Source organism: Micromonospora zingiberis (assembly GCF_004331455.1).
Lineage (GTDB): Bacteria > Actinomycetota > Actinomycetes > Mycobacteriales > Micromonosporaceae > Micromonospora > Micromonospora zingiberis.
In genome coordinates this window covers 1-26,331 of record NZ_SJJR01000002.1, presented here as the reverse complement: position 1 = coordinate 26,331, position 26,331 = coordinate 1, and the positions used below count along the sequence as shown (strand labels likewise).

General features: G+C 71.0%; 22 protein-coding genes and 1 tRNA gene. 13 read left to right on the top strand and 10 right to left on the bottom strand.

The features are described 5' to 3' along the window. Positions 1–257 precede the first annotated feature (257 nt). Entirely contained in the window at positions 258–1,937 is a 1,680-nt protein-coding gene (locus tag E0H26_RS03095) for a DNA repair helicase XPB (RefSeq protein ID WP_131300593.1), read from the top strand. Between the two features lie 101 nt (positions 1,938–2,038). On the opposite strand, the gene E0H26_RS03090 is transcribed toward E0H26_RS03095, so the two are convergent. The 3 genes from E0H26_RS03090 to ligD (E0H26_RS03080) form a co-directional block, all read right to left on the bottom strand. Next, on the bottom strand, positions 2,039–2,791 hold the full coding sequence (locus E0H26_RS03090; protein ID WP_131300591.1) for a TIGR03089 family protein: 753 nt from the start codon (positions 2,789–2,791) through the stop codon (positions 2,039–2,041). Between the two features lie 370 nt (positions 2,792–3,161). Beyond that, a complete protein-coding gene (gene ligD, locus E0H26_RS03085) occupies positions 3,162–4,076 on the bottom strand; it encodes a non-homologous end-joining DNA ligase (protein ID WP_131300589.1) in 915 nt (304 codons plus the stop codon). After that, entirely contained in the window at positions 4,066–5,007 is a 942-nt protein-coding gene (ligD, locus tag E0H26_RS03080; RefSeq protein ID WP_131300587.1) for a non-homologous end-joining DNA ligase, read from the bottom strand. The genes ligD (E0H26_RS03085) and ligD (E0H26_RS03080) overlap by 11 nt, the downstream gene beginning before the upstream one ends. Before the next feature lie 85 nt (positions 5,008–5,092). Between ligD (E0H26_RS03080) and ku the strand changes: the two genes are divergently transcribed. The 7 genes from ku to E0H26_RS03045 all read left to right on the top strand — a co-directional run bounded on the left by ku (position 5,093) and on the right by E0H26_RS03045 (position 12,086). After that, entirely contained in the window at positions 5,093–6,103 is a 1,011-nt protein-coding gene (gene ku, locus E0H26_RS03075; protein WP_131300585.1) for a non-homologous end joining protein Ku, read from the top strand. A gap of 161 nt (positions 6,104–6,264) precedes the next feature. Then, positions 6,265–7,689, top strand: a complete 1,425-nt coding sequence (locus tag E0H26_RS03070) for a M1 family metallopeptidase (protein WP_131300583.1) — start codon at positions 6,265–6,267, stop codon at positions 7,687–7,689. Between the two features lie 214 nt (positions 7,690–7,903). Then, positions 7,904–8,548 carry an FKBP-type peptidyl-prolyl cis-trans isomerase gene (locus E0H26_RS03065; protein ID WP_131300581.1) on the top strand — a complete coding sequence of 215 codons (645 nt, stop codon included), beginning with the start codon at positions 7,904–7,906 and terminating at the stop codon, positions 8,546–8,548. A gap of 18 nt (positions 8,549–8,566) precedes the next feature. Next, entirely contained in the window at positions 8,567–9,442 is an 876-nt protein-coding gene (locus E0H26_RS03060; protein WP_206024882.1) for an SCO6745 family protein, read from the top strand. A gap of 119 nt (positions 9,443–9,561) precedes the next feature. Then, on the top strand, positions 9,562–10,215 hold the full coding sequence (locus E0H26_RS03055; protein ID WP_131301408.1) for an HAD family hydrolase: 654 nt from the start codon (positions 9,562–9,564) through the stop codon (positions 10,213–10,215). Positions 10,216–10,296: 81 nt separating this feature from the next. After that, positions 10,297–11,307: an NADPH:quinone reductase gene (locus E0H26_RS03050; protein WP_131300577.1), complete on the top strand. Its 1,011-nt coding sequence runs from the start codon at positions 10,297–10,299 to the stop codon at positions 11,305–11,307. 287 nt (positions 11,308–11,594) lie between these two features. Further along, on the top strand, positions 11,595–12,086 hold the full coding sequence (locus tag E0H26_RS03045) for an NUDIX domain-containing protein (RefSeq protein WP_131300575.1): 492 nt from the start codon (positions 11,595–11,597) through the stop codon (positions 12,084–12,086). A gap of 39 nt (positions 12,087–12,125) precedes the next feature. Here E0H26_RS03045 and E0H26_RS03040 read toward each other — a convergent pair whose 3' ends face one another. Both E0H26_RS03040 and E0H26_RS03035 read right to left on the bottom strand, forming a co-directional pair. Next, complete coding sequence (locus E0H26_RS03040; protein WP_131300573.1) at positions 12,126–13,802, bottom strand: MDR family MFS transporter; 1,677 nt, start codon at positions 13,800–13,802, stop codon at positions 12,126–12,128. Between the two features lie 119 nt (positions 13,803–13,921). Next, positions 13,922–14,470, bottom strand: coding sequence for a type 1 glutamine amidotransferase domain-containing protein (locus E0H26_RS03035; RefSeq protein ID WP_131300571.1), 549 nt, complete (start codon positions 14,468–14,470; stop codon positions 13,922–13,924). Between the two features lie 176 nt (positions 14,471–14,646). Between E0H26_RS03035 and rfaE2 the strand changes: the two genes are divergently transcribed. Then, a complete protein-coding gene (rfaE2, locus tag E0H26_RS03030) occupies positions 14,647–16,542 on the top strand; it encodes a D-glycero-beta-D-manno-heptose 1-phosphate adenylyltransferase (protein ID WP_131300569.1) in 1,896 nt (631 codons plus the stop codon). After that, positions 16,539–17,414, top strand: coding sequence for a glycosyltransferase family 2 protein (locus tag E0H26_RS03025; protein ID WP_131300567.1), 876 nt, complete (start codon positions 16,539–16,541; stop codon positions 17,412–17,414). Before rfaE2 ends, E0H26_RS03025 begins: the two co-directional genes overlap by 4 nt. Positions 17,415–17,459: 45 nt before the next feature. On the opposite strand, the gene E0H26_RS03020 is transcribed toward E0H26_RS03025, so the two are convergent. From E0H26_RS03020 to E0H26_RS03010, 3 genes are read right to left on the bottom strand one after another with little or no spacing between them, the layout of a single operon-like run. After that, a complete protein-coding gene (locus E0H26_RS03020) occupies positions 17,460–18,566 on the bottom strand; it encodes a glycosyltransferase family 9 protein (RefSeq protein WP_131300564.1) in 1,107 nt (368 codons plus the stop codon). A gap of 7 nt (positions 18,567–18,573) precedes the next feature. Further along, positions 18,574–19,107: an Hsp20/alpha crystallin family protein gene (locus E0H26_RS03015; protein ID WP_131300562.1), complete on the bottom strand. Its 534-nt coding sequence runs from the start codon at positions 19,105–19,107 to the stop codon at positions 18,574–18,576. Continuing rightward, complete coding sequence (locus E0H26_RS03010) at positions 19,104–19,607, bottom strand: DUF2231 domain-containing protein (protein ID WP_131300560.1); 504 nt, start codon at positions 19,605–19,607, stop codon at positions 19,104–19,106. Before E0H26_RS03010 ends, E0H26_RS03015 begins: the two co-directional genes overlap by 4 nt. Positions 19,608–19,974: 367 nt before the next feature. On the opposite strand from E0H26_RS03010, the gene E0H26_RS03005 reads away from it, so the two are divergent. Further along, positions 19,975–21,501: an FAD-binding protein gene (locus E0H26_RS03005; RefSeq protein ID WP_131300558.1), complete on the top strand. Its 1,527-nt coding sequence runs from the start codon at positions 19,975–19,977 to the stop codon at positions 21,499–21,501. A 161-nt stretch (positions 21,502–21,662) separates the two neighbouring features. Further along, positions 21,663–23,867: a trypsin-like serine protease gene (locus tag E0H26_RS03000; protein WP_131300556.1), complete on the top strand. Its 2,205-nt coding sequence runs from the start codon at positions 21,663–21,665 to the stop codon at positions 23,865–23,867. 82 nt (positions 23,868–23,949) lie between these two features. On the opposite strand, the gene E0H26_RS30260 is transcribed toward E0H26_RS03000, so the two are convergent. Beyond that, entirely contained in the window at positions 23,950–24,072 is a 123-nt protein-coding gene (locus tag E0H26_RS30260; protein ID WP_276320374.1) for a hypothetical protein, read from the bottom strand. Between the two features lie 277 nt (positions 24,073–24,349). Further along, positions 24,350–24,425, bottom strand: a tRNA-Thr gene (locus E0H26_RS02995). 125 nt (positions 24,426–24,550) lie between these two features. Between E0H26_RS02995 and E0H26_RS02990 the strand changes: the two genes are divergently transcribed. Continuing rightward, on the top strand, positions 24,551–26,331 hold a 1,781-nt coding region (locus E0H26_RS02990; protein ID WP_131300554.1), incomplete at its 3' end, for a metallophosphoesterase.

Genomic DNA, 26,331 nt, shown 5'->3' with positions numbered 1-26,331 from the left:
GGAAGGGCCCCCGCTTCCTGGCCCGCCTGAGCGCGGATCGAACGCGCACGCACCGCGCCGACCGGGAGACGAGCGCACGGACCGGCCGCGAGAATCGTCTCCCCACTATCTAGACGCAATTTGGCACGGAGACGGTTGCGGCCGGTGAACTAAATCTTTGATACCCGCCGGGTCGTGCAACACTGGATGGTCGCCCGCTGGCAGGTCAGGCGCCTACCCCGCCGACCCGATCAGCCGTACGGAGGAGGAGATTCGGCGTGAGCGGTGGACCCCTGATCGTGCAGTCGGACAAGACCCTGCTGCTGGAGATCGACCACCCCGACGCGCAGGCCTGCCGGATGGCCATCGCGCCCTTCGCCGAGCTGGAGCGCTCGCCCGAGCACGTGCACACCTACCGGCTGACCCCGCTCGGGCTGTGGAACGCCCGGGCCGCCGGCCACGACGCCGAGGGCGTGGTGGACGCGCTGATCAAATACTCCCGCTACCCGGTGCCGCACGCCCTGCTGGTCGACGTGGCCGAGACCATGGACCGGTACGGCCGGCTGCAACTCGCCAACGACCCGGTGCACGGCCTGGTGCTGCGGGCCCTGGACCGGGTGGTGCTGGTCGAGGTGGCCAAGAGCAAGAAGCTCGCCGGCATGCTCGGCGCGAAGCTCGACGACGACACCATCGCGGTGCATCCGTCCGAACGCGGCCGGCTCAAGCAGGCCCTGCTCAAGCTCGGCTGGCCGGCGGAGGACCTGGCCGGCTACGTCGACGGTGAGGCGCACCCGATCGAGCTGGCCGAGGCCGGTAAGGACGGCCGCAAGCCGTGGACGCTGCGGTCGTACCAGCGGGAGGCCGTCGAGGCGTTCTGGGCCGGCGGCTCGGGTGTGGTGGTGCTGCCCTGCGGCGCCGGTAAGACGCTGGTCGGTGCGGCGGCGATGGCCGAGGCGAAGGCCACCACGCTGATCCTGGTCACCAACACCGTCGCCGGCCGGCAGTGGAAACGGGAGTTGATCGCCCGCACCTCGCTGACCGAGGAGGAGATCGGCGAGTACTCGGGCGAACGCAAGGAGATCCGGCCGGTCACCATCGCCACGTACCAGGTGCTCACCTCGCGGCGCGGTGGCGCCTTCACCCACCTGGACCTGTTCGGCGCCCGCGACTGGGGCCTGGTCGTCTACGACGAGGTGCACCTGCTGCCCGCGCCGATCTTCCGCTTCACCGCCGACCTCCAGGCCCGCCGCCGGCTGGGCCTGACCGCCACCCTGGTCCGGGAGGACGGCCGGGAGGGCGACGTGTTCAGCCTGATCGGCCCGAAGCGGTACGACGCACCCTGGAAGGACATCGAGTCGCAGGGCTGGATCGCCCCCGCCCAGTGCACCGAGGTCAGGGTCACCCTGACCGACGCCGAGCGGATGGCGTACGCGACGGCGGAGGCCGAGGAGCGTTACCGGATGGCGGCCACCGCCCGCACCAAGCTGCCGGTGATCCGCGCCCTGGTGCAGCGGCACCCGGACGAGCAGACGCTGGTCATCGGCGCGTACATCGACCAGCTGCACCAGCTCGGCGAATACCTGGACGCCCCGATCGTGCAGGGCTCGACCACCAACAAGGAACGCGAGCGCCTCTTCGACGCGTTCCGCTCCGGCGAGATCCGCACCTTGGTCATCTCGAAGGTCGGCAACTTCTCCATCGACCTGCCCGAGGCGGCGGTGGCGATCCAGGTCTCCGGCACCTTCGGCTCCCGCCAGGAGGAGGCACAACGCCTGGGCCGGGTGCTCCGCCCGAAGTCCGACGGCCGCCAGGCCCACTTCTACACGGTCGTCTCCCGCGACACCATCGACACCGAGTACGCCGCCCACCGCCAGCGCTTCCTCGCCGAGCAGGGCTACGCGTACACCATCGTCGACGCCGACGACGTCCTAGGCCCACCCCTCCCCACGGTCGACTGACCGGCGACGCCGTTGATCCACTCCGTTCCGCTGAAGTCGCGGTATCCAAGCCACCTCGACACCCCCCACACCGCCGGAACGGAGTCGATCGCAGCGCCGGCTCAGAGGATCCGGGTGACCTGCTCGGCGGCGGCCACGGCGTCCCGGTCGGCGGGGTCGAGGTCGGCGCAGAGCAGCACGGTGGCGCCGGCCGACAGCGGGGCGAGCAGCCACTTCAGATGGTGGTCGTGCTCGGCGACGTCGACCAGGAGGCGGTCACCGACCCGCAGGTCGAGTTGGTCGGCCACTGCCCTGGCCACTCTGCCCCACTCGTCGTAGGTGGTGCCGTCCGGGCTGGCCGGGTCGGTGGCGTGCAGCGTGGGGCGATCGGCCGGGGCGGCACCATGCCGCAGCACCTCCACCGACCAGTCGAGCCAGCCGGCCGGCACGTCGGCCAGCGGGTCCGGGCCGGTGCCGACGAGGTAGCGGTGCAGGCCGTCCGGTACGTCCTCCAACCAGTCGTCGAGCCGTTCCGGGGTGACCAGCACGGCGTCGTACGGTCGGTCGCCGCCGGGCTCCAGCACCGGCAGCCCGGCGGTGGCGCGCGGCCGGAACGACACCTCCAACCCGACCGCCCAGGCGCCCAGCAGAACCGCGGCGGTACGCCAGTGCGGCGGCAGCAGCACCGCCACCCGGCTGCCCGGCGTCAGGCCGCAGCCGTCCCGCAGCAGGCCGGCGGCCCGCGCCGACCACTCGCCCAGCTCGGCGGCGGTCAACTGGTGGCGGTGCCCGGTCTGGTGGTCGAGGTACGTGATCAGCGGCTGGTCCCGCTCGGCGAGGCCGACGGCGGAGAGCATGGGCAACGTCGCGGACATACCGTACGTCCTACTCCTGCCACCCCGACCTGTCCAGGCCGCCCCGCCCGGGGTGACACCTCGGCTAGCCGATAGTCGATGGCGGGGTAAACCATCGGCACTGGTGCCGTGCCTCATCGTGGCGGGACAGTCGAGGCATGACGCAGGCGGGGCGGCAGCAGGCCAGTGTGCGGGGCCACTGATCGGCGCGGCGGCCTTGGCGTACCTCGTGCCGCCGTACGCGGCGGCATCACCCGGCCAGGACCTGTTCAGCGACGTGCTCATCAGCGTGATCGTGGTCGCCCTGCTCGCCGGGGCTTACGCGCGACTCCGTCGGCAGTGTTAACAGGGGGCCCTTGCTCTACCGGAGGCGTTAACAGGGTGCCCTTCCTTACCGCTCGGGCAGCGGAGGGCCGAGGTCGAGGAGGGGGGCGAGCAGGTCGCCGTGCTCGTCGACCCGACTCAGCACCTCGCCGGCGGTGTACGGCCGCGACGACGGTCGTCTGCCGGCCGCACCGGCGGCGACCTCGTCCCAGGTCAGCGGGGCGGAGACGGCCGGCACCGGTTGGGCGCGCAGCGAGTACGGCGCCACCGTGGTCTTCGCCGCGTTGTTCTGGCTCCAGTCGATGAAGATCTTCCCGGGCCGCAGGTTCTTCGCCATCCTCGAAACGATCAGCTTCGGATGCTCGTGTTCCAGCTCCTGGGCGATCCGCCGGGCGTAGGCCGACACGTCGTCGGAGGACTGCGTCCCGGCGATCGGGCAGCAGAGCTGCATGCCCTTCTTGCCGGAGGTCTTCGGGTAGGCGTCCACCCCGTCGGCGGCCAGCCGATCGCGCAGCAGCAGCGCCACCTGGCAGCACTGCCGCAGGGTCGCCGGTGATCCCGGGTCCAGGTCGACCACCATCAGGTCCGGGTGTTCGCCGATCTTCCACTGTGGGGTGTGCAGCTCCAGTGCTGCCAGGTTGGCCAGCCAGACCAGGGTCGGCAGGTCGTCGGCGACCACGTAGTCGATGGTCTCCCGGCCCTTGGTGGAGCCGGGCGCCGGCAGCGTCTCGACGCGTACCCAGTCGGGGGTGGCGGCGGGGGCGTTCTTCTCGAAGAACGAGTTGCCCTCCACCCCGTTCGGGAAGCGGATCCGGGTCAACGCCCGGTCGGTCAGGTGCGGCAGCAGCACCGGTGCGATCCGGGTGTAGTAGTCGATCACCTCACCCTTGGTGAAGCCGGCACTCGGGTAGAGCACCTTGTCCAGGTTGGACAGCTCCAGAGTGCGGCCGTCGACCTCGACGCGGAGCCGGTCAGCTGGCATCGTCGACCTCCTCGGCCGGTTTGTCCGGCCGCAGCCGCAGGATCCGGGGGAAGCGCAGCCGTCCGTCCGGGGTGCGCTGGCCGTACTTCACCTCCACCACCACCCGAGGCGTTACCCAGATCGCGCCCCGGGCATCCTCGCGTGGCACTCCGGCGGCGAACGGCGAGGCGGGGCTTCTCAGCGGCTCAAGTTCGCGCAGCAGTTCCCGTTCCAGGGCCGCGCCGATGCCGCCGCCGACCCGGCCCCGGTAGGTAAGCCGCCCGCCGGCACCGGGCACCCCCACCAGCAGGCCGCCGATCTTCCGGGCGCCGGGCCGCCAACCACCGACCACGAAGTCGCCGGTCACCTCCAACTTGACCTTCACCCAGTCCGGCGTGCGTACGCCGGGCCGGTAGGCCGAGTCGACCCGTTTGGCCATCACCCCCTCCAGGCCGTGCTCACCGGCGGCCTCGTAGGTCGCCGGGCCGTCGAAGAAGACCGGGGGCACCGCCCATCGCGCCGCACCCAACCCCAGGCCGTCGAGGGCTTCCCGACGCCGGGCGTACGGCCAGCCGGTCAGGTCCTCACCGCGCAGCCGGAGCAGGTCGAAGATCATGTACGTGACCGGGACGCTCGCCGCCAGCCGGGCCGCCTTCGCCGGGTCCCGTACGTGCATCCGTTCGGCCAGGGCGGTGAACGACGGCCGCCCGCTGGGGTCGAAGAGCACCACCTCGCCGTCGAGCAGCGCGTCGTCGACCTGCTCGGCGAGCGGGATCAGTTCCGGGTAAGCGGTGGTGATCTCCACGCCGGAACGGGCATAGAGGTGTTGGCGCCCGGCCCCGATGTCGGCCAGGGCGCGTACGCCGTCCCACTTGAACTCGTACGCCCAGCCGGCACCGGCCGGGAGCTGCCCGGTCATCGCGAGCATCGGCTTGAGCGGCGCGCCGGGCACGTCCCGACTGTAGTACCAGGCCGAACACCTCGCGTCCGGTTCGCTTCGGTGCGAGCATGGTCGATATCGGGGAAGGGAGTGCGGGATGCGGGCCATCTGGAAGGGAGCCGTGTCGTTCGGTCTGGTCTCGATCGCGGTGAAGCTGTACTCCGCGACCGAGGAAAAGGACATCCGGTTCCACCAGGTGCACCGGGAGGACGGCGGACGGATCCGGTACAAGCGCACCTGCCAGGTCTGCGGCGAGGAGGTCAGCTACGACGACATCGCCAAGGGCTACGACATCGGCGGTGGGGAGATGGTGATCCTCACCGACTCCGACTTCGCCGACCTGCCGTTGAGCACCTCGCACGCGATCGACGTGCTGGAGTTCGTCCCGGCCGAGCAGGTCGACCCGATCCTGTACAACAAGGCGTACTTCCTGGAGCCGGAGGGCACCGCGACCAAGCCGTACCTGCTGCTGCGGGACGCGCTGACCGACTCGGAGCGGGTGGCGATCGTCAAGGTGGCGCTGCGCCAGCGCGAGCAGTTGGCCACCCTGCGGGTCCGCGAGGGCGTGCTGCTGCTGAACACCATGCTCTGGCCCGACGAGATCCGTAAGCCGGACTTCGGCTTCCTCGACGAGGACCTGAAGGCCCGCCCGCCGGAACTGGCCATGGCGACCTCACTGATCGACTCGATGGCCGGCGACTTCCACCCGGACGAGTTCACCGACGACTACCGGGCGGCGTTGCAGGAGGTCATCGACGCCAAGGTGGAAGGCCGCGAGGTGGTCCAGCCGGAGGAGGTCGAGGAGGCTCCGGCCGCCGCCGTCGACCTGATGGCCGCGCTCAAGGCGTCGGTCGAGCGGGCCCGCGCGGCCCGGGGCGAGGCGCCGGCCGGCGGTGCCGGCGAGCCGACCCCGATCACCTCGGCGCGTTCGGCCCAGCAGAAGGCAGCCAAGGCCCCGGCGAAGAAGGCCGCCGCCAAGAAGGCCGCCCCGAAGAAGGCCGAGGCCGCCAAGAAGACCGAGGGTACGAAGAAGGCCGCCGCCAAGGTCGAGAAGAAGGCGACCACCAAGAAGGCCGCCCCGAAGAAGGCCCCGCGCAAGACCGCCTGACGCGGTGCCCGCCGCATTCACCACGGCCGGGCCTGACCCGCCCCGACGTGGGTCGTTGGGCCGGCGACCGGCCAGTAGGCGGACAACTTCCGCCGTCAGGCCATTGACCAGGCATTTCGTGAATCTTACGCTGCCTCGGCATCCCCACCGAGAGGATTCACATGACCACTCCTCGCCTGCGTGGTGCCGCCCTGGCCACGGCCGCCCTGATGGCGACCGGCTCGCTGGTGGTGTCACCCGCTGCCAGCGCCGCACCCGGCAACCCCGGTGCACCCCGCTACACGCCCGGCGCACCGAGCATCGGCGACCCGTACTTCCCTGACCAGGGCAACGGCGGGTACGACGTCCAGCACTACGACCTGAACTTCTCGTACGACCCGGCGACCCGGCAGATGGACGCCACCGCGACGATCACCGCGCGGGCCACCCAGGATCTCGACCAGTTCAACCTGGACTTCCGTGGACCGGAGATCACCGCGCTGACGGTGAACGGCAAGAGCAACGACTTCGTCCGCGACGGCCAGGAGCTGATCGTCACCCCGCGCCCGAAGCCGAAGACCGGGCAGACGTTCACGGTGGTGGTGAAGTACGCCGGTGTACCCGGCCCGGTGACCGACCCGGACGGGTCGATCGAAGGCTGGATCCCGACCGACGACGGCGCCTTCGTCGTCGGCGAGCCGCAGGGCACGCCCGCCTGGTTGCCGAGCAACGACACCCCGACCGACAAGGCGACCTTCACGTTCACCGCGAAGGTGCCCGAAGGGCTCACCGCCGTCGGCAACGGCCAACTCCTGTCCCAGGAGACCCGGGACGGCTGGACGACCTTCGTCTGGGACAACACCGAGCCGATGGCGACCTACCTGGCGACGATCACCATCGGGCGGTTCGTGGTCACCGAGTCGGTCACGCCCAGCGGCATCCCGTCGTACGTGGCGATCGACCCGCGCCTGGTCAACGGCTCGGCCAACGCGGTGTCGCAGATCCCGAAGATGATGGAGTTCTTCACCGGGTTGTTCGGGCCGTACCCGTTCGCCTCGACCGGGGCGATCGTCGACTACGCCCCGCAGGTCGGCTACGCGCTGGAGACCCAGACCAAGCCGATCTTCTCGAACACGGCGAGCGTCGGCACCATGGCGCACGAGATCGCCCACCAGTGGTACGGCAACAGTGTGTCGCCGGAGCGCTGGAAGGACATCTGGCTCAACGAGGGCTTCGCCACCTACGGCCAGTGGATGTACACCGAGTTCAACGGTGGGGCGACGGTCAGCCAGACCTTCAACAGCAGCAGCAACTACGGCCGTGCCGCCTCCTCGTCGTTCTGGCAGATCGTCCTGGCCGACCCGGGACCGATGGACATGTTCAGCAACATCCCGTACAACCGGGGCGCGATGACCCTGCACGCGCTGCGCGGCAAGGTCGGTGAGGAGACGTTCTTCCGCATCCTGCGGCAGTGGGCGGCGATCCACCAGTACAGCCACGCCGCCACGGCGGACTTCATCGGGCTGGCCGAGCGGGAGTCCGGGCAGGACCTGACCGCCTTCTTCGACGTGTGGCTGTTCCAGAAGGGCAAGCCGACCTCCTGGTGATCGACCCAGGCCGACCGACCCAACGGAATATCACCGAAAGTAGTCGTTCGAATGCGGGGCCCGGAGGCGTTCCGGGCCCCGCACCCGTCTCATTGGTCCCACGATTCCCCCACGTCACGATCGATGGTCGGAACTGCGCCGACCACCAGGTACCGTGTGTCGGCGACGGCGTCCGTGGCCGGACGCATCCACCTCTGCGCAGGGAGTCGAGGACGTGAGCGAGCACGCGGGCGGTCAGGAGAGCAAGGCACGGCGGCGACTGGCCGAGCAATTGGCCGAACAGAAGGCGGCCGAGGCCAAACGCCGCCGGCAGGCGTGGGCCGGCGCGTTCGCCGCCATCGCCGTGGCCGGAGTGCTGATCACCGTGTTCGTGATCATCGGCCAGCGGGGCGACGACCCCTCCGATCAGGTGGCCAGCGCGCCCTCGGCCGCGCCGACCGAGACGACGCCGCAGGACGCGCCGCCCGCTCCGCAGTTGCCGGAGGGGTCCGACCCGGCCCTGGGTAGCAAGCCGACCGTCGCCGCTGGCGAGGGCGAGCTGAGCAAGCTCACCGTCACCCCGCTGATCGAGGGCACCGGCCCGAAGGTCGAGGAGGGCCAGTCGATCACCACCAACTATGTCGGGGTGTTCTACGAGAACGGTGAGCAGTTCGACTCCTCGTGGGACCGGGGCCAGACGGCCACCTTCCCGATCGGCGTCGGGCAGGTCATCGAGGGCTGGGACAAGGGCCTGGTCGGGGTGACCGTGGGCAGCCGGGTGCAGCTGGACATCCCGGCCGAGCAGGCGTACGGCGACGGCGCCGGTGGCCGCCCGGGTGGCCCGCTGCGCTTCGTGGTCGACATTCTCGCCGCTCAGTAGGGGGTACGGGTGACGGCGCTGGACGCCCCCGGGCAGGTCGCCCGGCTGGTCTGGACCTGCTACGAGCCGGTGCACGCCGTCACCTACTTCCACCCGCGCGCCCGGGCCGCGTACGAGGCGACCGGGCTGCGCGGGTACTGGCGGGGCTACTTCGCCGGCCGGGCCGCCCCGCTCGGGCCGGTCGGCCCCGCCCCGGTGCTCGCCGCCTTCTTCACCTTCGCCCCGCACATGGTGAACCGGGCGCTGCCCGCCGTCTGGCAGTTGGCCAGCCCCGAGCAGGCGTTGCGGGCCCGGCTGACCGGTGCGGTGCAGGCGCTCGCCGAGTTGACGTACGAACTGCCCGAGCGGCACCTGGCGGAGGCCGCCGAGTTGCTTGAGGCCGCCGCCGAGGCGGTCGGCACCGCTCCCGGCCGGGTGCTCGGCGCGGCCAACGCCGCCCTGCCGCGCGGCGACTACCCGCTGGCCCGGCTCTGGCAGGCCGCGACCACGCTGCGCGAGCATCGCGGCGACGGGCACGTGGCGGCGCTGGTCGCCGCCGATCTCGATCCGGTGGAGACCCTGGCCTGGCGGGTCGCGACCGGCATGCCGGCGCAGAACCTGCTCGGCCGGGGCTGGTCGGAGCAGGAGTGGGCGCAGGCCCGCGACCGCCTGACCGCCCGTGGCTGGCTCACCCAGCAGCCCGCGACCGACCTGCCCGGCACCCCCACCGCACGCGGCCGAGCAGCCTTCCAGGCGATCGAGGACGCCACCGACACCGCCGCCGCCCGCCCCTGGCAGTCGCTGGCCCCCGAATCCCTCGACCGCCTCCGTACTCTCCTCACCCCCATCGCCCACGCCGCCCACCGCGTCATCCCCGCCGACAACCCGATCGGCCTCCCCACCCCGCAGGGTTGATCAAGAAGTTTTGGTCTGGTTCCGGCGCTCGCCCCGACCAAAACCTCTTGATCATCGGGGCCGGGCAGGGAGTGGGCAGGGGGTGGGTGGGGGTGGGGGTGGGGGAGGATGGGAGGGTGATGGTGGGTGCGGTGGTTTTCGATCTTGATGGCGTGATCGTGGATTCGGAGCCGGTCTGGGAGGAGGTACGCCGGGCGTACGTGACGACGCACGGCGGCACCTGGCAGGCGGACACCCAGCGCCGGCTGATGGGGATGAGCACCGGGGAGTGGGCCCGCTACCTCAGCGGCGAACTGGGCGTACGACGTACTGCCGAGCAGGTCGCCGCCGAGGTGGTCGAGGAGATGACCCGGCGGTACGCGGAGCGCGTACCGGTGATCGACGGGGCGGACCAGGTGGTGCGCCGGTTGGCGGCACGGTGGCCGCTGGGGCTGGCCAGTTCGTCACCGACCCGGCTGATCGCGGCGGCGCTGGCCGCCACCGACCTGACCGACGCGTTCCGGGCCACGCTGTCGACCGAGCAGACCGAGCGCGGCAAGCCGGCGCCGGACGTCTACCTGACCGTGGCCCGTCAGCTCGGCGTGGACCCGGCGCGCTGCGTCGCGGTCGAGGATTCGTCCAACGGGGTACGGTCGGCCGCCGCCGCGGGGATGACGGTGGTGGCGGTGCCGCACGGGTCGTACCCGCTGGACCCGGACGCGCAGCGGCTGGCGGCGACGGTGCTGGACTCGATCGACGAACTGACCCCGCAGCTGGTGGACGGGCTGGCCTGAACCGCTACCACCCGGCCACCGGCCCGCCTACGGTCGGTGACATGACGGCCAGCCAACGAGCTGAGCGGGAGGGGCGGGGCGATGAAGGCCATCGTGTACGAACGCAGCGGTGATCCCACGGTGCTGCAACTGGTCGACCGGCCGGTGCCGGAGCCCGGGGCGGGCGAGGTGCTGGTGCGGATCGCGTTCTCCGGCGTGAACCCGACCGACTGGAAGGCGCGCCGGCAGGGGCCGTTGCCGGCCGGTTGGCAGACGCCCGGCCAGGACGGTGCCGGGGTGGTCGAGGCGGTCGGCGAGGGCGTCGACCGGGACCTGGTCGGCGAGCGGGTCTGGGTCTGGGAGGCCGCCTGGCAGCGGCCGTGGGGCACCGCCGCCGAGTACACCGTGGTCCCGGTCCGCCAGGTGGTACGCCTCGGTGACGCCTCCTTCGAGCTGGGCGCCGCCCTGGGCATCCCGTTCCTGACGGCGCACCGGTGCCTGACCGCCGGGGAGTACCTACCGGACAGCCTGCGGCCGGGTGCGCTGAGCGATCACACCGTGCTGGTGCAGGGCGGGGCGGGCGCGGTGGGCAACGCGGCGATCCAGCTCGCGGCCTGGGCGGATGCCTGCGTCATCGCCACCGTGAGCAGCGCGGAGAAGGCGCAGCTGGCGGCGGCGGCCGGCGCCTCCGTCGTGATCAACTACCGGGAACAGGACGTGCTGACCGAGGTCCGCAAGGTCGCGCCCGACGGGGTACACGGGATCGTCGAGGTGTCCGCCGCCCGCAACGCCGCCACCGACGTGCAACTCCTGCATCCGGGCGGGGTGGTCTGCGTCTACGCCGACGACGGCGGCGCGGAGGTGACGCTGCCGATCAGGCAGCTGATGATGCCGAACGCGCGCTGGCAGTTCGTGCTGGTGTACACGCTGCCGAAGGCGGCCAAGGCGCAGGCGGTGGTGGACGTCGGGGCAGCCGCTTCGCAGGGCGGCATCCGGGTGGGCGAGGAGGCCGGTCTGCCGCTGCACCACTACCCCCTGTCGGCGGCCGCCGCCGCGCATCAGGCGGTGGAGGACTCCGTCGTGGGGAAGGTGCTGATCAGCGCCACCGAGTGAGCGCGGAGGCCCGATCTGGGCGGGTTTCCCCATCAGCAGGACAGATGCGAACAACTCTCGCAATACTGACGGTGCGGGTCACCCCGCAAAGAAACGGGCGGCCCCGGCGCGGTGCGAACGCCGGGGCCGCCCACCGGGAGAGTGGTCTACGCGAGCCCGCTATCCCTAACGGCGATGATGCGCCGAAAAGTGTTACGGCGGGGCTGGTTCCCGAACATCACCACCTACGCACCGGTAACAAGCTCGTGTCGGCGACCGCCCGGCGGAAGCCCCCGTAAATTGTCCGGGTGAGCATTTCCTGGGCTGATTCGTACGTCGGGCAGCTCCGCGCCCTGGCCGGTGACCGGACGCTGATGTTCGTCGGCGCCCGCGCCGTGGTCCGCGACAACTCGGCGCGGATCCTGCTGATCCGACGCTCCGACAACGGGCAGTGGGCGATGCCGGCCGGGGCGATGGAGTTGGGCGAGTCCATCGCCGACTGCGCCGTACGGGAGGTCCGCGAGGAGACCGGCCTGCGCGCCCTGCGGGTCAGCGCCTTCGCCCTCTACACCGGCCCGGACCGCACCCACACCAACATGTACGGCCACACCTACCAGATCTTCACCACCGCGTTCCGCGTCGAGGAGTGGGACGGTCAGCTCGCCCGGGTCACCGAAGAGACCACCGACGCCGGCTTCTTCCACCGCGAGGCGATGCCGCACCCGCTCTCCAGCAGCGTCCTGGAAACCCTCGCCGACCTGGACGTCTTCGAGCAGACCAACCGCCTGATCCTCAAGTGACCGGGCCCGCTGACCGGAACGCGGAGTTAGCTCGACGGTCTACAGCATCGTCTGCGACTTCGCCTCCATCTCGGCGGCGGCCTCCGCCTTCGACTCGCGGTCCAGTGGCTTGCCGCCCGGAGACGGGCCATCCCCGCCGAGCCCGTCCGTGCCGCCGGTGGCCCCCTGCGGACCGGCGCCGCGCAGCTTCTCGTTGGGCAGCGCCAGGGTGACCAGCAACGCCACGATCGCGATCAGCCCGGTGGTCAGGAACACCAGGTGCAGCGACTCGACGAACGCGGCCTGGACCGCCGCCCGCACCGGTCCGGGCAGCGCCAGGATGGTCGCCGGGTCGTTGATCGAGACTCCCACGCCACCGGTCGCTCCGGCCCCGGCCCGCTCCTCGGGCGTCAGTTGGGCGAGCGCACCGGGCAGCCGGTCGGCCATCTCGGCACTGAGCCGGGAGGAGAGCACCGCGCCGAGGATGGCCACCCCGAACGACCCACCGAGTGACCGGAAGAAGGTCGCCGAGGAGGTGCCGGCACCCAGGTCCCGCATGGACACGGCGTTCTGCACGGCCAGGACCAGCGACTGCATGCACAGCCCCAGCCCCACACCGATCACCACCATGAAGCCGAACGCCACCCAGAGCGAGGTGTCCACCCGCAGCCGGGTGAACAGCAGCATCCCGACCAGCAGCGTCGCCGCCCCGGCCACCGGGAACCACTTGTACCGGCCGATCCGGCTCATCGCCCGGCCGGTCAGCACCGAGGTGACGATGATGCCGGCCATCATCGGCAGCATCAGCAGACCACTGCGGGTCGGCGAGGCACCCTTGACGATCTGGAGGTAGAGCGGGATGAAGATGATCGACCCGAACATCACCAGGCCGAGCACGAAACCGGCGCTGTTGGCCAGGGCGAAGGTGGCACTGCGGAACAACCGCAACGGCAGGATCGGCTCGGCGACCCGGGACTCCTGGAGCACGAAGAGCACCCCCAGCACCGCCCCGGCGACGAACAGCCCGATGATCAACCCGGAACCCCAGGGGTAGGTGTTGCCGCCCCAGCTCAACGCGAGCAACAGGCAGCTCACCCCGGCCACCAGCAGCATCGCGCCGAGCCAGTCGATCGCGTGGTTACGCCGGGTGAACGGCACCAGCCGCATCACCCGCGAACAGACCACGATGGCGAGGATCGCCAGCGGCACGTTGACGTAGAAGATCCAGCGCCAGTTCGTCTCCGCGAAATAGCCGCCGACCAGCGGGCCGGCCACCGAGGCGATCCCGAACACCGCGCCGAAGGTGCCCTGGTACCGGCCGCGCTCCCGGGGCGATACCACGTCCGAGATGATGGTGAAGGCCAGCGTGATCAGGCCACCCGCGCCGAGTCCCTGCACGCCCCGGGTCACGATCAGCTGGGTCATGTCCTGGGACAGCCCGGCCAACAGCGAGCCGAGCAGGAACGTCCCGATGGAGAAGAGGAACACCGGCCGGCGCCCGTACAGGTCGGCCATCTTGCCGTACAGCGGCGTCGAGGCCGTCGAGGCCAGCAGGTACGCGGTCACCACCCACGAGTAGTGGCTGATGCCGCCCAGCTCGCCGACGATGGTCGGCAGGGCGGTCCCGACGATGGTCTGGTCGAGCGCGGCCAGCAGCATGCCGGTCATCAGACCGAACATCAGCAGCCGGAGCTGCCGCTTGTTCAGCACCGGCGCCGAAGGGGCATCCGTGGTCATTGCGCCTACATTCCCGGACCACCGAAAACATGCCGCCCCGATGTAAGGAAGGGCCCCTTCCTAACGCCTGGCGTACTGGAAGGGGCCCTTCTTAACTCGCGATCGGGCAGCGGGTGCGCTCAGTGCCGCCCCTCGGCGAACTCCTCGACGATCTTGGCGCAGAACGCCGGCAGATCGTCCGGCTTGCGGCTGCTGACCAGCCCGTTGTCGGTCACGACCTGCTCGTCGACCCAGTCCGCCCCGGCGTTCACCAGGTCGGTACGCAGGCTCGGCCAACTCGTCAGCCGGCGACCGCGCACCACGTCCGCCTCGACCAGCGTCCAGGGGCCGTGGCAGATCACGCCCACCGGCTTACCGGCATCGAAGAACGACCGGACGAACCGCACCGCGTCCGGGTCGGTACGCAGGAAGTCCGGGTTGGCCACCCCACCCGGCAGCACCAGCGCGTCGTACCGGTCGGGATCCGCGTCGGCGGCGCTCACATCGACGTCGTACGACTGCGACGGGTCCAGGTGCTCGAAGGACGTGATCTTCCCAGGCTTGATCGACACCAACTCGGCCGTGGCGCCGGCCTGCTCGACCGCTTGACGCGGCTGGACGTACTCGACCTCCTCCACGCCATCGGTGGCCAGGAAGGCGATTCGCTTGCCCTGCAACGTGGCTGCCATGCTCTTTTCTCCTCTCCGGGGTTCCATCGGATCCCTTCCCGACCCGGCAGCACCGAAACGCGCCCTTCTGGTGGTCCACGCCGCACCGGCGGCATCGGCGACCGCCGTCACCGTTGCGCCGTCGCCGGGTCCCGCCGCGACAGGTTTGACCCCGCTGGCCCGGGGGATCCGCCGGCATGGCACGAGCAGCAGCGGAACAGCTCCGGCTCGCCGAGGTCGTGCAGAGCTGGCTCGGGCGCCCGGTCCTGGTGATCGGCGACGCCATGCTGGACGAGTGGCGGTTCGCCGACTCGGACCGGCTGTGCCGGGAGGCCCCGGCCCCCGTTCTCACCCTGCGCCGCCGCATCTCCGCAGCGGGCGGGGCGGCCAACACCGCAGTCAACATCGCCGCCCTGGGCGGCCGTTCGGTGCTGGTGGCACCGGTCGGCGCTGACGTGGCCGGTGACGAACTGCACGACTGTCTGGACCGGGCCGGCGTCTGGGACCGTACGGTCAGCCAGTCCGGCCGGCACACCCCGGTCAAGCGCCGGATGCTGGCCGGCGACCAGATCCTGCTGCGGGAGGACTCCGGCGACCCCGACGACCCGCTCAGCGACGACGGGGTGGACCGGCTGCTCACCGCCCTGGACTGCGCGACCAGCGAGTTGCAGGCCGCCGTTGGCGGTGCGGCGCCGACCCTGGTGGTCTGCGACTACGGCCTGGGCGCCCTGCCCGCGCGGGTACGCGCCTGGCTGGTCGCCCAGCGGGACCGGTACGCCACGGTCGCGCTCGACGCGCACGACCTCGCCGACTGGCGCGGCCTCGCCCCGACCGTGGTGACCCCCAGCTTCGCGGAGGCGACCCGGCTGCTCGCCCGCGCCGGTGCCGCAGGAGGCCAACTGCACCTGGCGCATCCGGAGGTCGACCCGGGCGACGGGCCGTCCGAGCTGACCGTGGGTACCGCACCGGGCGGGGCCGGCCTGCGGCGTACCGACGGGCCGACCGGTGAGCCGACCCCGGGCGAGGGCCGGGTGGCGATGACCCACGACGGGCTCAGCGTCACCGGCACCGGCGTGACCGTGAACGCCGACGCCGGCGCCGGGGTGGATCGGGCGGTGCTGGCCGAGTCCCGGCTGGCCGAGTTGCGGGCGCACACCGGCGCGGACGTGGTCGCGGTGACCCTGGACACCGACGGGGCGGTGGTCGGGGGCGCGGACGGGCAGCCCAGCCGCAGCCACAGCACACCCGTACCGGCCAGCCACACGGTCGGCGCCGGTGACGCGTACCTGGCGGCCATGACGCTCGCGTTGGCCGCCGACGCACCGCTGTCCACCGCCGCCCAACTGGCGCAACTCGCCGCCACGAGCACCGTCACCGGTACCGGCACCTGCGTGTGTCGCCGCGACGACCTCCTGGCCGCGCTCGGGCAACCCGCCGGTGGCGCGGACGGTCGGCAGGTGCTGGTCGGCACCGAAGGACTGGGCGAAATCGTCGCCGAGCACCGCCGGGCCGGCCGCTCGGTCGTCTTCACCAACGGCTGCTTCGACGTGCTGCACCGGGGACACGTGCGGTACCTGGAACAGGCCCGTGCCCTCGGCGACCTGCTGGTGGTGGCGGTCAACTCCGACGGCAGCGTACGGCGGCTCAAGGGACCCGACCGCCCGGTAAACCCGGTCGAGGATCGCACCGCCCTGCTCGCCGCACTGTCCTGCGTGGACCACGTGGTGGTCTTCGAGGAGGACTCCCCAGCCGCGCTGATCGAGACGATCCGCCCGGACATCTACGTCAAGGGCGGCGACTACCCGCCCGAACTGGTGCCGGAGGCGCCGCTGGTGCAGCGGCTGGGCGGGCAGGTACGCACCCTCGGCTACGTGCCGGACCGGTCCACCTCCGCGATCATCGACCGGATCCGGGCGTACGCCCAGGAGGGCTCGCCGGAGTTGGTGGCCGGCGGCCCGCCGTCGCGGCCCGACCCGGACGGGGATGGGGCCGTCGCGGCGGCCACACCCGACCCGGCAGCGGACGACACCACGCCGGTGACCGGTGCTGCGCCCGTGACCGGTTCGACGTCGGTGACCGGCAAGGCGCCGTGAATCGACCCCTCGACACCGGCACGCACCCGGACTTCCGCGCCGACCGGCTGCTCGACGTGCTGATCCCGACCCGCGACCGGCCCGCCGAACTGGCCGTCACCCTCTCCGGACTCGCCGCCCAGGAGGGGGTGCCGGGGTTCGGCGTGGTGATCAGCGACCAGTCCGACAGCCAGCCCGGGTACGCCCACCCGGCGGCGGCCACCATGGTCCGGGCGCTGCGGTACCGGGGCCACCCGGTGCTGCTGACCCGCCGGCTGCCCCGCCGTGGCCTCGCCGAACACCGCGCCTTCCTGCTCGCCGCGTCCGCCGCCCGGTACGTGCTCTACCTCGACGACGACGTCTGGCTGGAGCCGGGCACCCTGCGCCGCCTGGTCACCGCGATCGAGGAGTTGGGCTGCGGGTTCGTCGGCAACGCGGTGCACGGGCTGTCCTACCTGCCCGACGTACGACCGCAGACACACCGGCACTACCAGGAGTGGGCCGGGAGGCCGGTGCCGGAGCGCATCCACCCGGACACTCCCGAGTGGGACCGGGCGCAGATCCACTCGGCGGCGAACCTGTTGCACGTGACCGAGGCGCTGGCGCTGCCCTCGGGGAGTTGGCGGGCGTACCGGATCTCCTGGATCGGCGGCTGCGTGCTGTACGACCGGGCCAAGCTGGTCGATTCCGGCGGTTTCGACTTCTGGCGCCGGGTGCCGCAGCGGCACCAGGGCGAGGATGTCGCCGCCCAACTCGCCGTGCTGGCGCGCCACGGCGGCGCCGGTGTCCTGCCCAGCGGGGCGTACCACCTGGAGTCTCCCACCACCGTCACCGAACGCGACGTGGAGGCGTGGGAGGTCGTCCTCGCCGACGCCGACGACGTCGGTTGTTAAGCAGGGGCCCTTCCTCTACCCGAGGCGTTAACAAGGTGCCCTTCCTTACCGGAACAGCAGTTCGCGGGCGGCTTCCAGGACCTCGGCCACCGGTACGTCGGTGACGAAGGAGTCCCGGTGCGGGCACTCGCCGTCGCCGGGGCGGTGCGGGTAGATGCCGGGGGTGCAGTCCACCCCGCAGACCGGGCAGTGCACCGTCCACGAGGTGATCGGCCGGTGCCGGCCGCGCAGCGCGGTGGCCGTGGTGATCAGGTTGCCGACCCAGAAGATGCCGACCGTGGGCGTGCCCACGGCGGCGGCCAGGTGCAGCGGACCGGTGTCGTTGGAGATGACCAGTTCACAGTCGGCGTAGCAGCCGACCAGCCCGCCCAGGCTCAGCGTGCCGACCTGCGGCCGGACCGGTACGCCGGCCGCAGCGACCACCCGGTCCACCACGTCCTGCTCGGCGGGGGTGCCGGTGACCAGCACCTCGTACCCGTCAGCGTGCAGCGTGCGGGCCACCTCGGCGAAGCGTTCGGCGGGCCACCGGCGGCGGGTGTCGGTGGCTCCCGGGTGCAGGGCCACCCGTGGTCGGGTCGGCTCGCCCAACACCGCTGCCGCCTCGGCCCGGTCCGCCTCGGTGACCGCCAACGTCGGGGTGATCGTGGTCGCCGGGGCGCCGACCAGCGCCACCGCCTCCAGGTAGCGGATCACCTCGGGCTGGTAGTAGACGTAGCGCAGCCAGCGGTCCAGCGGTGGGGCGTCCTCGGCCCGCAGGCCGGCGCTGACCCGGGCACCGAGCGCGGCGACCAGCGGGTTGGAGTTGGCGCCACCGCCATGCAGTTGCAACGCCAGGTCGAAACGCTCGGCGCGGGCGGCGGCCAGGAAGTCGACCATGCTCGCCTCGGGTTCGCCGGAGCCGGCCGCACGGATCCCCGGTGCCGCCGGTACCACCAGCACCCGGTCCACCGGGCCGGGCCGGTCGCGCCACAGCTGCGCGTGCCACGGCGCACCGAGCAGCACGACCTCCGCCTGTGGGTACGCGGAGCGCAGCGCGTCCAACGCCGGCAGGACGAAGATGAAGTCACCGAGCGCGTTGGCGCGCAGCACGGCGATCCGGGCCACGTCGGGTACCCGCCCGGCGGCCGGGGTGAGCAGGGCCGGGGCGACCACGGTCCGGCTACCGGCCGGGTTCGCCGGTGGCCACGTCCGGCTGGTGCAGTTCCCGGTCGGCGGCCGGGTCGATGCTTCTCGACGTGTGTTCGACCGAGCCGGTGTGGTGCGGCCCGGTACGGCCGACGGTGATGATGCGGGGGGTGGGGTGGCTCGGCCGCGGCAACCGCACCCGGAGCAGACCGTGATCCATCACCGCGTCGATCGCGTCCGGGTCCACCCGCGCCGGCAACTGCACGCGATACTCGAATCCCCGGGTCTCGAAGCCACCGGAGATGCCGTGATCGGCGTTGACCTCGGCCTCCGTCCGGGCGCGTACGCACAGCTCACGGTCGTCCAACTCCACCGCGACCTCCTCGGGCGCGACACCGGGCAGCCGGACGATCACCTCCCAGCCGTCGGCGGTCTCGCCCAACTCCACCTCGGGTGGCCCTGGCCGGCCGCCGACCAGCCGGCTCAGTTCGGCGCGCAGCGACTGCAACTCGCCCAGCGGGTCCCAGCCCTGCTGTCCGCCGCGCCAGCCCCGTCCCGGTCCGGTCATCGCGGGCCTCCCGTCCGATGGCTGCTCGATGCCCGCAGGGAACTCGGCGCGTCGAGGTTGGCATCACGATCGACCCCGACACCGAGCCGGTCGACCAACTCCCCACCCAGCCAGGCACTGACGCCGAGGATGGCGACCGCCACCACCTCGATGGCGATCAGCGCACCACCTGCGGTGCGGTACTCGGCGTTGAGCCGGACCACCCAGACCGCGGCGAAGAGCAGGATCACCGCCAGGTTCGCGGCGGCGTGGGTGACTCCGACCCGCTTGGCCCGCGTACCGGCCGGGATGGCCAGCAGGTCGAACAGCCCGGCGGCCGCGGCCAGCAGACCGCCGACCAGCCCGACGGTGATGTTCCAGTACGCCACCTCGCCGAGGAAGTCCGGGCCGCCGACGGTGTCGATGATGTCGAACAGCACCGCCGTGACGAACAGGGCGACCGGGAACATCACCAGCATGGGATGGACGGGGTGACCCAGAACCTTGAGTCGACTCTCCATCTCGGTCCTCCACTGCATCTAGCTCGTCGGCGCACCTTCGGGCGCCTGAAGGCGGTACCCGGCTCACCGTGGGACAAACCTGACGGTAGGCACAATTCGCCAGTCGCGCCGGAGTTCCACCCAGTCCGTCACCACGGTCAACATCACCCGAAGGCCCCCAGTGACGCTGGAGATCACCGGATCTCCCGTTTGGGCTTGTCCGACCTGAATCGTCCTAAAGAAGGAGCAGCGTCACCCGAGCGGGTTTCGCGACAAAGTTTCTTGATAGCCGACGAATTGTTCGGATCTACCGTGGGTCGCGCGCCAGGTGGGAGTCCTACCTCCCTTTCGTCGAACTGCTGGCGTAACCGACCGAGAGGCTACGACCATGCACGACGTTTCTCGCCGCGAACTGCTCAAGGCCACGGCAGCCGTGGGCGCCGGTTCGCTTCTGGCCTCCGGCCTGGTCGGCGCTGCCGCCCAGAGCGCTGCGGCCGACGGTCGCCCGCAACCGCATCCCGACGGCGGTCAGGAGCCGTACCCAGGGGCGGAAAGTCCACCTGCCGAGCTCACCGGACGCGTCGTCCGGCCCGGAGACCCCGACTACCCGACGGCCAGCCTCGGCTGGGACGAGTTGTTCGTCCACTATCCCCTGGTCATCGTCTTCGCCCAGGAGACCAGCGACGTGGTCAACGCCCTCACCTGGGCCCGGCAGCACAACGTCGCGCTGCGGGTGCGCAGCGGCCGGCACAGCCTTGAGGGCTGGTCGAACGTCGACAACGGCATCGTGATCGACGTCAGTGAGCTGAAGTCGACCGACATCGACGCCGCCACCCTCACCGCGAAGGTCGGCGCCGGGCTCAACCAGTTGGAGGCGGTGACCACGCTCGGGCAGCAGGACCTCGCGGCGACGACCGGAACGGAGGGAAGCGTGGGCCTGTCCGGCGCCACCCTCGGTGGCGGCTTCGGCTTCCTCACCCGTTACCTCGGCATGGCCTGCGACAACCTGATCGGGGCCGAAGTGGTCGTCCCGGCGGGGGTCGACGGCGCGCGGGCGATCCAGGTGAACCGGAACGACCACCCGGACCTGCTGTGGGCGCTTCGCGGCGCGGGAAACGGTAACTTCGGGATCGTCACCTCGCTCACCTACAAGGTGGCTCGACTGCGGAAGGTCACCTACCTACAGGCGACCTGGTCGGGCCTTGACGACCTGCATGGGATCTTCGACACCTGGCAGCGCACGGCGCCCTTCACCGACTTCCGGCTCGGTACCCAGCTTGAGATCCACAAGTCTCAGATCCTGCTGTTCGGGGTACTCGCCGAGGGCTCGGAGGCAGCGACCCGCAAGCTGCTGGCACCGATCCTGTCGATCGGCAGTCCCGAGATCACCGTGCAGACCGGAGGCTGGGGCGAGATCTACGCCGGATTCCAGATACCGACCGAGGACGAGCCGGCGAACTGGAAGTTCTTCTCGCAATTCACCCGCAAGCCGTTCCCCCGGAAGGCGATCAGCCTGATCCGTACGTTCATGGCGGACGCACCCACCGAGGACAGCAACTTCTTCGCCCAGGCGTTCGGCACCGGGGCGCAAGCGCAGGAACCACCCGGCGGCTCGGCGTTCCCGCACCGCGACGTGCTCTTCTACTCCGAGCCGGGCGCCGGTTGGGGCACCCGTGGCGTGCCGGACAGCGGCGATCCGCTCACCCCGGTCGCCCAAGCCTGGATCGCCGAGTTCAGCCAGGCGCTGCGACCCTACGTACACGGCGCGTACGTCAACGTCCCGAACATCGGCATGCAGGAATGGGAGACCGCCTACTGGGGAGCCAACTTCGACCGACTGCGCAAGATCAAGGCGAAGTACGACCCGCGCAACGTCTTCCAGTACGAGCAGAGCATCCCGCCCGCGTCGTGCTGACCCCAGCGGCCTGACCAGCCCAGCAGTCAGCCGGATATCCGTTACATCCCTCCTGTGCTGGTACGCCCCCGTGGGCCGCGGCGCGGACCCGACCCTGGATAACATCAGGCACGGTCGATCCGGTTCTCGCCGGTTCGCTTGGGGGCAATACGGGGGATGTCGTGTCAGTCCACGGGTTGCGGCGATGGGGAGCGGGCCTACTCGGGGCAGTGCTCGCGGCTGGTCTGCTGGGTGGTGGTGAGGCTCGCGCGGTGGCCGGAGCCGAGCCGGTCCCGGACGGCACGCACGCCTTCACCGCCAAGGTCGAGTTCGGTGATCTGCGGGCCTGCACGGGCGCGCTGATCGCCCCGGACTGGGTGGTGACGGCGAAGAACTGTCTGAGTGACGGCACTACGCCGAGCGCAGCGGGCGCGCCGGGCCAGCCCACCCGGGTGCTCGTCGGTCGCACCGAGCTGACCGGGACGACAGGGCAGGAGCGGGCGGGCGTCTCCGTCGTGCCGCACCCTGACCGCAACCTCGCGCTGCTGCGGCTCGCCACGCCGGTAACCACGATCACGCCGATCGCGCTGGCCAGCGCGCCACCGGCAGCGAACGAGACCCTGCGGGTCGCCGGATACGGCCGGACGGCCACCGAGTGGGTGCCTAACCGGCTGCATGCCGCGTCCCTCACCATCCAGGGTGTCGACCCGGCCACCGTCGACCTGGCGGGTGTGTCAGCCGGCGCAACCATCTGCAAGGGCGACGCCGGGGGCCCGGCCTTCCGCGATGTCGCCGGCACGCCGAGCCTGGTCGCGATCAACAACACCTCCTGGCAGAAGGGCTGCCTGGGTGAGACGGAGACCCGCGACGGTGCCACCGCCACCCGGGTGGACGACCTCGGCAGTTGGATCCGCGAGCAGACTGCCGACGTGCAGATCTTCGGCATCCTGGCCGATGGTCGGCTGACCTACAGCGCGATCGACTCGGCCACCGGCGACCTGCAGGCCAACCGCCAGTCGGCGACCAGTCTCGGTTTCGCGCCGAAGGCGATGGCCACGTTGAACGAGGACACGATTCTGGTCACCGCCACCGACGGCACGATGCACCGCGTCGACGTCACCGGCTTCGACCCGCTGACCTTCACCACCACGGTGGTGATGACGGGCTGGTCCCCGTACGACCGGTTGACCTATGACGGATACGGGTCGCTGTACGGCATCGTGTCCACCAACAACCAGCTCTACCGACGGACGTTGACCACCGAGAAGCCGAGCAGCTCCGCCCACCTCTCGCGCGCCACTACGATCGCCACCGGCTTCGGCCTGAAATCCATCACGTCGCCCGGCGCGGGTCGGATCCTCGGCAACGTCACCGACGGCCGCCTACTGTCATACAAGATCAACGGAAGTGGTCCGGAGGGCTGGTCCGTCGGGGTGCTGGCCACCACCGGCTGGTCCGGGCCCACGCACCTGCTCTCGCCCGGCGGTGGCCACTACTACGCGCGCAGTTCGACCGGGCGGCTGGACCGATACCGCGACGTCAACCCCTTCGACGGCAGCGGCACCGACATCCAGAGCTTCCCGAACGACCCGGTGAGCACCAGCGGCTGGAACCAGGTGCTGCTCTCCGCGCGTCCGTGGACCGGGCTCGTCTCGGTCTACGGGGCCAAGCCCGACGGCCGGATCTCCTACACCGCGCTCGACCCGGTGAGCGGGGAGAAGGTGGTCAGCACGGTGTCGACCCAGACTCTCGGCTTCACCCCGCGGGCACTGGCCACCCTCAACTCCGACACCCTCCTGGTGACGAACACCGACGGCAGCCTCTACCGGGTCGACATCACCGGCACCCAACCGCTCACCTTCACCCGCACCGACCAACGTCTCGGTGGCGGCTGGACACACGACCTGCTGGTGTACGACGGGTTCGGCTCGCTCTTCGGCCGGGCCGGCGCAAGGCTCCTGCGATACACGGTGACCAAGGCCAAGCCGGTCGACCCGGCCACCGACCTGATCAACCGCACCGAGATCGTCAGCAGTGGCTTCAGCCTGCCCACGCTCGCCGCCACCGGCAAGGGTCACCTGCTGGCGGCGCACACCGACGGCAAGCTGATCGCCTACACGGCCGTCGGCGCAGGCGACTGGAGCCGTACCGACCTGGCCTCCACCGGCTGGGCGGGCAGCACCTCGCTCTTCTCCCCCGGCGGGGGTCTCTACTACCGACGCAACAGCAACGGCGAGGTGACCGGGTTCCTGGACGCCTCCCCGTTCGACGGCAGCGGCGCCGACCTGACCGCGTACACCCCGACCGGCACCGCCAGCAGCGGCTGGGATCCGCTCCTGTCAGCCCAGCCGTACGACTCCTGGCCCGACTCCAGCCGACGTCGATAGCCGACGGCATCAGAAACAGCCGGCACGGCGGCGCCGGCCGGCGTGGACGGGCGAGGATTGCCAGGTGCGGTGCGCGTCCCCATCATCCTGCCCGCAGATTGGATTGCCGTGACTTGCGCAGGGACCGCTCGTACAGGTCGACGCTGCCGCCGTGCTCGCTCAGATCGGACATGGCCTGACGCAGCGGTCCGAGGTTGTCGGTCATCAGGCCTCCTCCATCACGGCCGAGAGCAGACATTTCCGGACCCCTATGGATCGTGGCGATCGTTGCGTACATCCGGGTACATGCGATCCACCGCCCGCAGGCTACCGCCAGCCAGAAGTTTCTCGAATCTTCCGGCGACCGGTGCGCCGCGAGCCGGAACCGTGGCCTGTCCCGCTCGTGGCCACCCGGGGCCGGGTCGGTCAAGCGATGCCGTCGAGCCGCCCTTATAGATGAATATGAGCCCCTGACCAGCATTTCTGCTGTTCAGGGGCTCATCTGGAGCCGCCTGACGGAATCGAACCGTCGACCTACGCATTACGAGTGCGTCGCTCTGCCGACTGAGCTAAGGCGGCAACGATCGCCAAGTGTACGCCACGCGGCGACATCGGGCGGAGCGGGATTCCCCGAGTCGGCAAGCCGGACAGCCCGGCCCTTCCGGCTCGGCGGGTTCGATTCCTTGCCCGCTACGCTGCGATGGATGGCTGACGATCACATCCCTCGCGACGAACCGGTCGATAGCCCGCCGGACGGCACGCTGCCGCCCTCGTCCGACGGGGCACCGGTCGACCCGGCCGCCGCCGGCCGGGCCGCGCCCCTGGGCCCGTACGCCGATGAGGCGGCCGGTGGGCGGGCGTCGCGGCGGCCGCGCAGCACCGATCCGCTGGAGTTGGGCTTCACGCCGCGTAAGCCGGTGCCGTGGCTCGCGCCGTTCCTGCTGATCAGCACCGGTCTGCGTACGCTGCTGGCGGTGTTGTTCGGGGCGTACCTGGACAAGCGGGAGTTGCAGAAGGCGCTCGACTCGGAGGTCGCCAAGCAGGTCGGGCCCGACGGTGGGCTCTGGCTCGACTATGTGGCCGACCTGGGTGATGGCTTCAACGCTACGTACTCGGTGGCCTATCTGCTCGCCCAGCGGGAGCTGACGGTGGACGGGCACCGGCTGCCCCGGGCGCAGACCCTGGTGATGGGCGGGGACCAGGTGTATCCGTCGGCCGCCTACGAGGCGTACGAGGACCGGTGCAAGGGCCCGTACCAGGCCGCGCTGCCGGCCACCCCGGCGGAGCAGCCGACGATCTTCGCGGTCCCCGGCAACCACGACTGGTACGACGGGCTGACCGCCTTCCTGCGGCTGTTCGTGCGGACCCGCGACCGTCACTTCGGCGGGTGGCGGACCGGCCAGTCCCGCTCGTACTTCGCCGCCGAGTTGCCCGCCGACTGGTGGCTGCTCGGCCTCGACGACCAGTCCGGCTCGTACGTCGACGACCCGCAGTTGACCTACTTCGACACGGTGGCCAAGCAGTTGGGGCCGCAGAGCAAGGTGATCCTGGCGGTGCCGGCGCCGGCCTGGGTCAAGGCCGTCGACGAACCCTCGGCGTACGACTCGATCGACTACTTCATCCGGACCATCATCGCGCCCACCGGGGCCCGGGTCCGCCTGCTGATCTCCGGGGACCTGCACCATTACGCCCGCTACACCGGCCCCGACGACCGCCAGTTGATCACCTGCGGCAGCGGTGGCGCGTACCTCTATCCGACGCACAAGCTGCCCGAACGGATCGAGGTACCCCCACGGGACACCCTCGCCCGGCGCTCCAGCCCGTCCCGCACGTACGAGCTGGCCGGCCGTTACCCCGACGCGGCCCGCTCCCGCCGCTACGGCTGGGGAATCTTCAGCCGACTACCCCGGCGCAACCCAGGCTTCGCGACGTTGCTCGGCATCCTGCACACCCTGCTGATGCTCTCCATGGCCGGCGTGACCGACTTCCGGGCCGAGGCGTCCGAGCAGCGGCTGTTCAGCGTGCCCCTGGTGATGATGGTGCTGGTCACCGTGCTCGCGGCGGCGCTGTTCGCCAAGCCACCCAGTTCCACCGGCAAGCGGCACGCAAGACACTGGATTCTCGGCGTCGGGCACGGCCTGGCCCACGTCGGGCTGGGCGCCGCCGGCACCTGGGCCTGGCTGGCCCTGCCCTTCCACGACTGGCCGTGGCCGCTGCCGGCGGCCGCCGCGGTGGCGGTCTACCTGCCGGTGATCGGCCTGGTGGCCAGTCAACTGGTGGCCACGTACCTGCTGATCGCCAGCTCGTTCGGGGTCAACGTCAACGAGTTGTTCGCCGGTCAGGGCATCGAGGACGCGAAGGGTTTCCTACGCCTGCGCATCGACCCCGACGGCACTCTCACCATCTATCCCATCGTCGTCGATCGGGTGGCCCGCCGTTGGCAGGTCAACCCCGACTCCTCCCCCGAAGCCTCCTGGCTGACCCC